Annotated in this window: 11 protein-coding genes; 4 read left to right on the forward strand and 7 right to left on the reverse strand. The window is 73.1% G+C overall.

The genetic code is table 11. The annotated features are described in order from the left end of the window. Window positions 1-13: 13 nt before the first annotated feature. The gene (locus tag OHN19_RS38640) at window positions 14-1501 is read right to left on the reverse strand and encodes an MFS transporter (RefSeq protein WP_330268651.1); all 1488 of its coding nucleotides are present in this window, start codon (window positions 1499-1501) and stop codon (window positions 14-16) included. An 86-nt stretch (window positions 1502-1587) separates the two neighbouring features. Between OHN19_RS38640 and OHN19_RS38645 the strand changes: the two genes are divergently transcribed. Beyond that, window positions 1588-1968, forward strand: a complete 381-nt coding sequence (locus OHN19_RS38645) for a MarR family transcriptional regulator (protein ID WP_330268652.1) — start codon at window positions 1588-1590, stop codon at window positions 1966-1968. Here the strand turns inward: OHN19_RS38645 and OHN19_RS38650 are convergent. Next, window positions 1965-2699, reverse strand: a complete 735-nt coding sequence (locus OHN19_RS38650; RefSeq protein WP_330268653.1) for a maleylpyruvate isomerase family mycothiol-dependent enzyme — start codon at window positions 2697-2699, stop codon at window positions 1965-1967. The genes OHN19_RS38645 and OHN19_RS38650 overlap by 4 nt on opposite strands. 79 nt (window positions 2700-2778) lie before the next feature. Further along, a complete protein-coding gene (locus OHN19_RS38655) occupies window positions 2779-3723 on the reverse strand; it encodes a LysR family transcriptional regulator (RefSeq protein WP_330268654.1) in 945 nt (314 codons plus the stop codon). 50 nt (window positions 3724-3773) lie between these two features. Between OHN19_RS38655 and OHN19_RS38660 the strand changes: the two genes are divergently transcribed. Continuing rightward, on the forward strand, window positions 3774-4469 hold the full coding sequence (locus tag OHN19_RS38660; RefSeq protein ID WP_330268655.1) for a type 1 glutamine amidotransferase domain-containing protein: 696 nt from the start codon (window positions 3774-3776) through the stop codon (window positions 4467-4469). An 83-nt stretch (window positions 4470-4552) separates the two neighbouring features. Here OHN19_RS38660 and OHN19_RS38665 read toward each other — a convergent pair whose 3' ends face one another. Continuing rightward, window positions 4553-5170, reverse strand: coding sequence for a TetR/AcrR family transcriptional regulator (locus OHN19_RS38665; RefSeq protein ID WP_330268656.1), 618 nt, complete (start codon window positions 5168-5170; stop codon window positions 4553-4555). Window positions 5171-5317: 147 nt separating this feature from the next. Between OHN19_RS38665 and OHN19_RS38670 the strand changes: the two genes are divergently transcribed. After that, on the forward strand, window positions 5318-5674 hold the full coding sequence (locus tag OHN19_RS38670) for a hypothetical protein (RefSeq protein ID WP_330268657.1): 357 nt from the start codon (window positions 5318-5320) through the stop codon (window positions 5672-5674). Window positions 5675-5803: 129 nt separating this feature from the next. After that, window positions 5804-6952, forward strand: a complete 1149-nt coding sequence (locus OHN19_RS38675) for a hypothetical protein (protein WP_330268658.1) — start codon at window positions 5804-5806, stop codon at window positions 6950-6952. Between the two features lie 3 nt (window positions 6953-6955). Here OHN19_RS38675 and OHN19_RS38680 read toward each other — a convergent pair whose 3' ends face one another. The 3 genes from OHN19_RS38680 to OHN19_RS38690 form a co-directional block, all read right to left on the reverse strand. Further along, window positions 6956-7231, reverse strand: a complete 276-nt coding sequence (locus tag OHN19_RS38680; protein ID WP_330268659.1) for a hypothetical protein — start codon at window positions 7229-7231, stop codon at window positions 6956-6958. After that, window positions 7228-7452, reverse strand: a complete 225-nt coding sequence (locus OHN19_RS38685; protein ID WP_330268660.1) for a hypothetical protein — start codon at window positions 7450-7452, stop codon at window positions 7228-7230. The genes OHN19_RS38680 and OHN19_RS38685 overlap by 4 nt, the downstream gene beginning before the upstream one ends. A gap of 73 nt (window positions 7453-7525) precedes the next feature. Beyond that, complete coding sequence (locus OHN19_RS38690) at window positions 7526-10969, reverse strand: helix-turn-helix transcriptional regulator (RefSeq protein ID WP_330268661.1); 3444 nt, start codon at window positions 10967-10969, stop codon at window positions 7526-7528. Between the last annotated feature and the right edge of the window lie 64 nt (window positions 10970-11033).

Raw genomic sequence — 11033 nt, forward strand, 5'->3', positions numbered from 1 at the left:
CGGAGGCGTCCCCCTAGTCGCGTACGGTGACGCGCTCCGCCTCCCGCACAGTGGACTTGGCGACCACGACGGACTGCCGCGGCCGACGCGGGGTGCGCGCTCCCGTGAGGGTGATCAGCAGCCCGGCCGCAGCGATGGCGGTGACCACGATCAGTCCGGGGCGGTAGCTGTCGAGGACGGCCTGCGGGGTGGCGTGCTCGGGGGCGCCGGCGGTCACCACGGCGGTCACGACGGCCAGGAAGATGGCGCCGCCGACCTGGACCGAGGTGTTGAGCAGCCCGGAGACCATGCCCTGCTCGTGGTCCTCGACGCCGTTGGTGGCCTGGATGTTGAGCGAGGGGAAGACCAGCGCGCAGGCGGCGCCGATGAGCAGCATCGACGGCAGGATCGCGGCCGCGTAGACGGGGTCGAGGTCGACGCCCAGGAACAGCGCGTACCCGACGACCATCAGTGCGAAGCCCGCCGGGATCAGCCGGTGGGTGCCGAACCGGTCCACGATCGAGCCGACCTTCGTGGAGGACACCGCCACCAGCGCGCCCGCGGGCAGGAAGGCGAGCGCGGTGTGCAGCGCCGACCAGCCGAGCAGCGACTGCATGTACAGGGTCACCAGGAACTGGAAGCCGACGTACGAGCCGAAGAAGGCCATGGCGCCCAGCTGGGCCCGGATCTGGGTGCCGGAGCGCAGCACACCGAGCCGGATCAGCGGCCCCGGCGAGCGCCGCTCGACCAGGACGAACAGGCTCAGGAGGACGGCCACGGCAAGGAAGGACAGCAGGGTGCGGGCGGAGGCCCAGCCGGACTCCGGGGCCTGGACGACGGTGAAGACCAGCAGCAGCATCGAGGCGGTGCCGAGGACGGCGCCGGGGACGTCGTAGCCGTTGTGGTCCTTCTCGCGGGCGCTGCGCGGCAGCAACTTCAGGCCCGCGACCAGGGCGACCAGTGCGATGGGCGCCGGCAGCAGCATGGTCAGGCGCCAACTGGCCTCGGTGAGCAGGCCGGAGAGCACCAGGCCCATCGAGAAGCCGGTGGCGGCGCAGGTGGTGTAGATGGAGAGCGCGCGGTTGCGCAGCGGGCCCTCCGGGAACGTCGTGGTGATGATGGACAGGCCCGCGGGTGCGGTGAAGGCCGCGCTGAGGCCCTTGATGAAGCGGCTGGCGATCAGCAGCGGGCCCGAGTCGACGAGGCCGCCGAGCAGCGAGGCGACGGCGAAGACGCCGAGGGCGACCAGGAAGACCTGACGGCGGCCCAGCAGGTCGGCGGCCCGGCCGCCCAGGAGCAGGAGACCGCCGTAGCCGAGGATGTAGCCGCTGACGATCCATTGCAGCGTCGAGGTGGAGAGGTCCAGGTCGGCACCGATGGACGGGAGCGCGACGCCGACCATCGACACGTCCAGCGCGTCCAGGAACATGGCGGCGCACAGCACCAGCAGGGTGCCCCAGAGCCTGGGTGTCCAGCGGACCGTGGAGGACGGGTCCGCGGGGGTGGTGAGCGGAGAGGTCATGCCGAAGACACTACATGCGCATGCATCGAATGCAAGCGCATTTAATTCCAATGCAATAATCCGCTTTCTCTGCTACGGTGCCGCGCATGGTGGCGAAGAAGCCCGAACAGGCGCTGGCGGAGCAGTGGCGGGACATCCTGGCCCTGCACGCGCGCACGCAGTGCGAACTGGACCGCGCGCTGCACCGACACGGCCTGTGCGCAAGTGACTTCGAGGTACTGGACGTGCTGGCCGACGGTGGCTGCGCCTACCGCGTCCAGGAGATCTCCGAACGCGTCCATCTCAGCCAGAGCGCGCTGTCCCGGCTGATCGCCCGCCTGGAGAAGGACGGCCTCGTCGAACGCGGGATGTGCGCGGAGGACCGGCGGGGCGTCCGGGTCTCGCTCACCCCGAAGGGCCGCGCGCTGCACGGCGACGCCCTTCCCGTGCAACGCGCGGTCCTGACAAGGATGTTGCAACCCTCCTAGTCCACGGCGGACCGCTCCCGCCACAGCTCGGCGACCGAGGCGTCCCCGGTCACGCGGGGGAACGGCAGCCGGTTCCACAGCGTCAGATACAGCCGCGCGGCCGGCCCGGACACCTCGCAGTCGGCGTCCCCCTCCTCGCCGTACTCCGTCGCGGGCGGCTCCGCGGTCAGTCGTACGGTCCACACCGCGCCGTCCGTGTCGCTCGCCCGGACCCTGAGGACCCGGGGCTCGGCGCTGCGCACCTGGCTCTTCGCGCGGGCGTGGAAGCCGCGCAGCAGCTCGTCGATGCCGTCGGCCGCGAAAACCCGTCCGGGTTCGTCGGGGGTGCCGCCGCGCGCCGCCTGGGCGTCGAAGCGGTGCACGGCCGTCTCGTGCGCCTGGCGCCGGGCCCAGAACGCGAGCGGTGAGGGAGCGGGCAGGAAGTGCCAGCAGCGCACATCGGGTGCCGCGGAGTCGAGCGTGTCGACCAGGCGGCGGTGGCCGTCGCGGAACCAGGCCAGCAACTCCTCCCCGTCCAGGTCGGGTTCGTCGGGGAAGGGACGGAAGGCGGTGTGTCCCTCGGCCACGAACGCCGTCGCCCAGCGGTGCACCACCCCGGTGTGCCTGACCAGATCCCGCACCTGCCACCCGGGGCAGGTCGGCACCTTGGCGTCGGTGCCCGCCTGCTCGGCGGCCGACGCGAGCGACTGGCCTTCCCGCTCCAGGATGCGGATGAACTCGGCTGTCTCCATGGGGGGAGTGTGCCGTACGGCGACGGCCTGTTCGAGTTCCTTTCGCACCGCGGACGCTCGGCTCCCCGGTTGCGCGGGACTACCAGTCGCGGGCCGCCGCCAGCAGGTGGTCGCGGACCATGCCCACGTGCGGGTTGCCGGAGGTACCGGGCCGCTGGACCAGGAAGCTCGTGTTGATGGGCGGGTCGTCCGGGTCGTGGAGCAGGACCAGCGCCCCCGACGCCAGTTCCCCGGCGCACAGGTAGCGGGGGAGCACGGTGAATCCGGTGCCGCCGGCGACCGCCGCCTTGACCGCGTTCAGGTCGGGCATGGTCACCTCGGGCTGCCGCACCAGGCGCCTGCCGAAGACGTGCCGCCAGTAGCGGCGCACGATGGGCAGATCCTCGGCGTAGGCGACCAGGGGGACGCCGTGCAGGGCGGCTGGGAGGTGAGCCGGCGTAGCCAGCCGTTCGGCCCGGCCCGGCGAGCTGACCAGCACGAACTCCTCGTCGCTCAGGGGCACGGCCGTCAGGGTGCGGCCGCGGGGCCGGAAGGTGGCGATCACCAGGTCGTGGCGGCCCGCCCGCAGATCCCCCAGGAGGGGTTCGGTCAGGCCCGGCGTGATGCGCAGCCGTACCCCCGCGTCCACCAGGGGAGCGAGGCCCGGCAGCACGCAGCGCGACAGCAGCTCGGCCGGGCCGGCCAGGTGCACCGGCTCGGCCGGGGCGTCGTCCGCGCTGTCGGCGGGCCCGGCGACCGCGGCCAGCTCGTCCAGGGGCCGCACGATCCGGGCGGCGAGCTCGTCCGCGTGCGGCGCCGGGGTCACGCCCCGCGCCCGGCGCTCGAACAGCTCGTGGCCCAACTGCCGTTCCAGGGTGCGGATCTGGGTGGTGACCGTGGGCTGGGACAGGCCGAGAAGCCGGGCGGCGGCGGTGAATGAGCCGGTGCGGTGGACGGTCAGGAACGTCCGCAGCAGGTTCAGGTCCAGCGGGGCGCCGGGGCTCTGCCCGGACTCCCCGGAGCCATTGGTGTTCCTATCCCTCATATGCGTGAGCCTATTGGCCCGCTATGACAGGGCGGGACTACGGTTTCCCCATGTCGAAGATCCTTTTTGTGATGACCGGCGCCGACCACTGGACCCTGGCCGACGGTACCCGGCACCCCACCGGCTTCTGGGCCGAGGAGGCCGTCGCCCCGTACGAGGCCTTCAAGGCCGCCGGCCACGAGATCGTGGTGGCCACCCCGGGCGGCGTCGTGCCGACCGTGGACAAGGGCAGCCTCGCCGCCGAGGTCAACGGCGGGCAGGAGAACGCCGACCGTATCGCCGGGGTGCTCGCCTCGGCCGCCGAACTCCAGCGGCCCCTGCGGCTGGAGGACGTGCGGCTCGACGACTACGCGGCCGTCTTCTACCCCGGCGGCCACGGCCCGATGGAGGACCTCGCCGTCGACGCGGTCTCGGGCCGGCTGCTCACCGCCGCCCTGGAGAGCGGCAGGCCGCTGGGCGTCGTCTGCCACGCTCCCGCCGCGCTGCTCGCCGCGACCAGGGAGGACGGCTCCAACGTGTTCGCCGGGCGCCGGGTGGCGGCCTTCACCAACGCCGAGGAGACCCAGGCGGGCCTCGCCGACAAGGCCAAGTGGCTGCTCCAGGACCGGCTCACCGAGGCGGGCGTGCTGGTCGACGAGGCCGAGCCGTGGGCTCCGCATGTGATCGTCGACGACAACCTGGTGACGGGACAGAACCCGGCGTCCTCGGCACCACTGGCGGCGGAACTGCTGAAGAAGCTGGGCTGAGGCGGGGGTGTCCCTGCCCCGCCGTAGGCTTGGAGGGGGCGGGCGGGGTGGGGATCACCCGGGGCGCGCTCAGACGCACGGGCTCAGACGTCGAGCGCGGGCAGGACCACCGCGTCGATGTAGTCCCGGACGAAGGCGGGGTCGGCCGGTCTGTCCTCCGCCAGTTGGCGGGCGATCAGCAGGCCGACGAGGGTGTGTGGGACGAAGGGCAGGGCGGGGCTGTCCGCGGCGACCTCGCCCCGCTCGACGGCGTGGCCCAACATCCGGTCGAGGCTGGTGAGTTCAGGGTCGATGAGCAGCTCTCGCAACGCCTCGCGAAGGTCGGGGTGGGCGTGGGCGGCCGGCAGGAGCCCGCGGAGCAGCGCGGTGTCCCGCTCCATCCGCGGCTCGGTCAACTGGTCCACCACCGCCGCGAAGTCGCCGCGCAGCGAACCGGTGTCGATCCCGGCGAGGGCGACGGGCTTCTCGTGGCGCAGCGCATGGGCGACCAGTTGCGGCTTGCCCGTCCACTGGCGGTAGAGGGTGGCCTTGCTGCACCGGGTGCGGGTGGCCACGGCCTCCATGGTGAGAGCGTCGTAGCCGACCTCCCGCAGCAGGTCGAGGACGCTCGTGTACAGCTCCGCCTCCCGCTCGGGCGTCAGTCTGCCGCGTCGGCGGGCGCGGGGGGTGCACGGGGTTCGGGTGGCTCCTTTGCCGTCCATGTACGCCTCATCCAAACGAAACTGTTTCGTACACCTTCAGGTTACCCCGTGGCTGTTCAATCTGAAACCATCTCCATGGAGCGGTCGCGTGGACGGATCACGGTGCGAGTCTCTGATGCTCCTCAAGTCGCTTGGCCGGAGCGGGACATGACCGTCACCATGATCCGCATGTCGGGAATCGCGGGACTGAACAAGAAACACAACTTCGTGCTGCTGGTCCGGGACGCGGACGTGGTCGGCGCCGCCCTGCGTCAGGCGCTGGTCGAAGCCACGCCGGAGGAGCGACCCGGGCTGGAACGCGCCGCCGCGCTCGTCGAGTCCACCGCGGCCGCCACGGAGACGGAGCTGTGCGCCCGCTGGGTCCGCTCCCGCCTGGCCGCCGTCGGCTTCACGGGCGACATCACCTCGGTCGCGGCGGTGCGGGCGCTGCGCAAGGCGGAGCCGAGGCTGAGCCTGGTGGCGGCCGTACAGCTCCAGAAGCAGGCGGTGGCCCATCCGGAGTGATCCCGGGGGAAGCGGGCGACCGGGGCGGTGCGCCCGCGGCATGCCCGGACGGTGACCTGATCGCCGAACAGAGCGCGCGGACCAGCCGTTCTTTCGCGCAGAACGGTTACTTCCTGCCAAGCTCGGGGTGTGACGTACGTAGTGACTGTGGACACCCGCATCCCGGAGGGCACTCCGGAGATGGACCCCCTCCAGCGAGCCGGCGCCGTGGCGCTCCTCGAGGACGGATTCCAGTCCGTCAAGTCCCTGGAGGGGCCGGACGGCGTGGAGGCCGATCTCCTCGACAGCATCGTGGCCGTGCATCCGGACGGGGCCCTGCTGAAGGTCTTCGTGGACGCTCCCGCGCTGGAGTTCGCCGAGGACGCGGTACAGGTCCTGGTGGACGAACTGCTGGAGCGCTCCGAACTGCTGGCGGACTGGAGGATCGAACGGTGCGAGGTCGAACTGCACCAGGATCTCGCCAGGGAGAGCCTCGACGCCGCCGACGGCCCCGACGCCCCGCCCGACGACCCGGCCGTCCGCAAGGCCCGGCACGCGCAGCTCACGAGCGGTGAGCGCGCCGGCGAGGACTACGACGCCGACGTACGGGCCAAGTCCGTACGGAACCGGCTGCTGGAGCTGGCGGACCGGCTGCGCTCGTTCCCCCCTGCCGCCTTCGGCGTGCACCAGGACGAGGAGGGCGGGGAGGACCACGGGGGCGAGGCCGGAGGATCCGCCGTCTCCCCGGCGGGCGCCGGACTCGCCGCCGGTGCGCTCGTCCACGCCACCGACGTCCTGGTGGCCGAGCTGTTCGAGGACGTGCAGGTCCTGACGCAGGAGGACACCAGCGTCGCCGAATGCGAAGGGCCCCTGTGGCACCTGGAGCGGCTGCCCGACCGGTACGCCCTGCGCTACGACGCCCGGTTCGCCCGCCGCTTCCTGGTGACCGTGATCGCCCTGACCACCCGCTTCACCGACGGAGGTTTCCGGCAGCTCGGCTGTGTGGCCGAGGAACTCGCCCTGCGGTTCCTCCTGCGCGAGGCGACGGCGACCCTCGAGCTCTACGGGCTGCTCGACGACGACGTGTCGGCCGCGCTCGACGCCTTCGCCGACCACGTCTACGAGGACATGGACCACGAGTGGCTCTACGACGGCTCGGTGGACGCCGACGACGAGGAAGCGGCGGGTACGGCCCTCGGGATCGAGCCCGTGGCGTTCGGGGAGTGGTTCACGCCGTTCGACGAGGGCCGGTACGTCCATCCGTCGGTGGTGGACGGTACTGAGGGGGCGCAGCGGTAGGGGTCACGGTCCCTTCGGACTCGGTGTGGTGGTGCGGCTGGTCTCGGCCCGGTGTGCGAGCCGGGTGTCCTCGGGCCAGCTCTCCATCAGCCGCTCTTCGGCCCCGATCCGCTCGACCAGGCAGACGTGCGCGGCCGGCATCCTGCCGTACGCGCCGATCCAGTCCCGGAACTTGTCGCGGGCCGTGCTCTCCCGGGACCACCAGCCGTGCATCACCGGGCGGCCGGTGGCGGACACCGTGAGGCGGAAGCGCTGCGGATCGGGCGCGGGGCCGGTCATGTGAGTCTGATCCCGCGCGGTCTGTGCGGCTCCCGGGCGATGTAGCCGAGCGCCTCGATCCGGCCCAGGTGGTAGTGGACGGAGGACCGGCTGCGCATGCCGACCCACGCGCCGATCTCCCGCACGGTGGGGGCTTCGCCCCGCTCGGCGATCGACTCGCGGATGCAGCGCAGGATCTGCTCCTGGGTGCTGGTGAGGTAGTCGACCCTGTGGTTCGCCATGGTCGGATTAGATCGCGTGTTCGAATTGCGGGGCAAGTCGAGAACGCGTGTCGGAGTGGCGGTGACGTCGTCGCTAGGGCGCGGAGCGCAGGACGTCGGAGAGGGCCAGCCGGGAGGACACGTCGAGTTTGCGGTAGATGCGGGACAGGTGGGTCTCCACCGTGCGGGGGCTCAGGAAGAGGCGTTCGGCGATCTGCCGCGTGCGCAGACCCGACGCCGCGAGTTCGGCTATCTCCCGTTCTCGGTCGCTGAGCAGGCGGACCGGGTGTGTGGTACGGCCGTCCGCCGACAGCTCGGCCCGCAGGTCGGCCACCCTTTCCCGGACGAGCCCCGCCGCGTGCGCCCGTGCGATCGCCTCGGCCGCGTCGAGGTGGGCGAGTGCCGTCGCCTCCCCCCGGGACTCGTGCACGGACCGGACGCCCATGGCCAGCGTCCAGGCGTACTGCACGGGCATGTCGGTGGACCGGAAGGACTCCGCGGCCAGTTCCAGGAGCTTGGCCGCCGCGTCGTGCTCGCCGTCGGCCATGTGGATCCTGGCCCGGGCGCACTGCGCGTACGCCTCCTGGACCGGCAGCCCCAGCCGCCCCGCCTCCGCCTCCGCGGTGCCGACCAGGCGCCGCGCCTCCTCGTGGTCACCGCAGTCCAGTGTGGCGGTCGTCAGCAGGGAGAGCAGCAGGGGCCGGGAGAACGGCCGCACCAGCGGCAGCCGCCTGCCGCCCCCGCCGTCGAGGATGGTCCGCCGGCATCCGGCGGCGTCCCCCGCGAGCAGCCGCGCCTGGGCCAGCAGACCCGTCGCCGAGGCGGTCCACCAGGAGTGCCCGGTCGGTCCGGCGCCGGCCGCCTCCTCCACGAGCGCGACGGCCTCGTCGGCGTACGACCGGCCGCGGGCCCACACCAGTGCCGTCGCGCGGATCGCCTGGGCCAGGGTGACCGCGGGCTGCGCACCCAGCGCCCGCGCGAGCGCCTCGACCTGCCGGGCGTGCCGCTGGGACTCGTCCAGCCGGCCGGTCCACAGCTCGGCCGCGGCGAGCCCGAGCAGCCGGTGCAGCAGGATGGGCCGCTGCGGACGTGACTCCGCCGCGAGTCCCCGGCCCAGATGGCGGCCCGCGTCCGCGAACCGTTCCAGATAGAGCTCCGCGCTGCCGAGCAGGGCGAGGGTCTCCGGCGTCCGGCCGGCGAGCGGGTCGGGCAGCGCGTCGACGAGCCGGGCGCACCGGGTGACCTCGTCGGCGGCCTCGGCGAGGTCACCCGCGTGCGTGGCGCACAGGGCGTTGAGGACCCGCAGCACGACGAGGTCCGCGTCCGCCGTCTCGGCCGGGGTGCGCAGGGCTTCCCGGAGCAGGTCGCGGGCCTGGTCGTGCGTTCCGCGCAGGACGTGGACCAGGCCGTACTCGATGATCAGCTCGACGGCCTCGGCCGACAGCGGATCGGGCAGCGGCCGGGGCACCGCGCCGAGACCGGCACCGGCGATGGCGGCGGCCTCCGCGTACCGGCCGAGCTGCCGCTCGGCGTTCGCACACACGGCGTGCGCCTGGAGCGCCTGCCGCGCGTCGAGCGCGGCTTGCGGGTTGCCGAGCAACTCATGCACACGCGCGCGTGCCTCGTGCCACTGGCCGGAGGCGATCAGTGCGCGGCAGTAGGCGAGTTCCAGTTCGGTACGGGTGGGGGTGGGGGTGGTGTCCGGTGTGGGGGGCGTGGGTGTTGTGGGGAGCGTGGAGGCTGGGTGGGGCCGGGTCGTCGTGGCGGGGGCTCCGGAAGAGGTGGCGGCCGCCGTCGGCAGGGCCTCCAGTGCCGACCGCAGCCAGCGCGCTGCCGTCGCCGGTTCTCGTACGACGACCTCCGCGGCCCCCTCGGCCAGCGCGCGTACGGCGAGAGCCGCGTCCACGCCCAGCAAGTGCTCGGCGTGGCGCGCCCGTTCGTGGGCGCGGCCCGCGCGGCCGGCGCTCAGCTCCAGTGCACGGCGGTGCGCGCGCAGCCGGAAGGACACCCCGGCCCGCTCGTGCGCGACATGGCCGACGACGGGATGGCGGAAGGTGAGCCCGCCCGTCCAGCCGGCCGAACGCACCAGATCCGCCCGCTCCAGTTCGGCGAGCGCGTCGAGGGTGCTGTCCAGGCCCAGACCGGAGACCTGGGCGACGTCCTCGGGCCGGAACGGGCTGCCGACCACGGCGGCCGCCGACGCCGTGACCGCCGCCCCCTCCGTGAGCGCGTCCAGCTCCGCGACCAGCGCCTTCGCCTCGCGCAGCAGCCCGGCGGGGTCGGTACCGGCTCGGTCGGGCCAGTGCTCGGGCCGCCAGTCGGCGGCGACCAGCAGGCGGAGATAGCGGGGATTGCCGTCGGCCGCGGCGCAGAGGCGGGCGACGAATTCCTGCGACGGGGGGATCGCGGGCGCGCCCCTTTCGAGGCGCCTCGGGAGTCCGCCCCCGGGGTGCGCCGACAGACTGCCGCCAAGGCGCGCCGGCACGTCCGATTCAGGGCTGGCGGAAAGGTGCGGAGGCGGCCCAGCGGATGGGTGTGCGGGCAGACTCGCCGACGCGTCCGTGGGCAGGTGCGCTGACGTGTCCGGGGCTGGGTCCGCCGACGCGCCGGGAGGCAGGTCCGCGGACGCGCCGCGGGGCAGGTCCGCCGACACATCAAGGGGCATGCCTGCTGACGCGTCCCGGACCAGGCTCGCCGACGCGTCTAGGGACATGCCTGCTGACGCGTCGTCGAGGGCAAGGTCCGCCGACGCGCCCAGGGTCAGGCTCACCGACGCATCCAGAGGCCGGTCCACCAACGCATCGAAGGCCAGACCCGCCGACACATCCGGGGACAGCTCCGTCAACGCGCTTGCTGCGAGGCGCGTCGACGCGTCGATCCCCACTCGCGACGTCGACGAGCCCGCGGCCAGGAGACTCCCCGACGCACCCGCCTCCCCCCACGCCGCCGCCTCCGAAGGCAACGGCACACGCCACCCCGCCAGCAGCGTCGCCACGGACTCCCGGTCGAGCGGCCCCGGTTCGAGGCGGGTGACCGTGCCGGTCCGTACGCCGTCCTCCAGCGCTTCCCGCAGGCCGGGTGCCGTCTGACCGGGCCGGTGGACCAGGGTGAGCAGGAGCGGGCCGGGTACGACGGAACGCACCAGGCGGGCGAGCACCGCGGCCGAGTCGGGGTCGCACCAGTGGAGGTCGTCCAGCACCAGGACGCAGCCGCCGGCCCACTCGGCGATCCGGTCCCGGCCCGCGTCGAACGGCTCCGCGCCAGGCCCTCGCCGTGTCTCCCAGGCGTCCCTGAGGACCTGGAACGGCACGGTGTTCCCGCGGATCGCGTGCGCCCGGACGACCGGGACGCCCCGCCGGGCGGCGAGTTCCATGAGCGTCAGGGCCAGCCGGGTCTTGCCGATGCCCGGCTCGCCGGTGATCTCCACGATCGAGCCCCGGCCGTCCACCAGCCGCTCCGCGGCGCGCGCGAGCAGGGCGAGTTCGGCCTCCCGCCCGACGGGCCGCTCTCCGGCAGCCGGTACCGGCACCGCGGTCATGAGCGCCGTTCTCCCTCTCCGCAGGGCAATGTCATGGCAAACCATACAGAAGCAAAAGATGCTG

Source organism: Streptomyces griseorubiginosus (assembly GCF_036345115.1).
Taxonomy (GTDB): Bacteria; Actinomycetota; Actinomycetes; order Streptomycetales; family Streptomycetaceae; genus Streptomyces; species Streptomyces griseorubiginosus_C.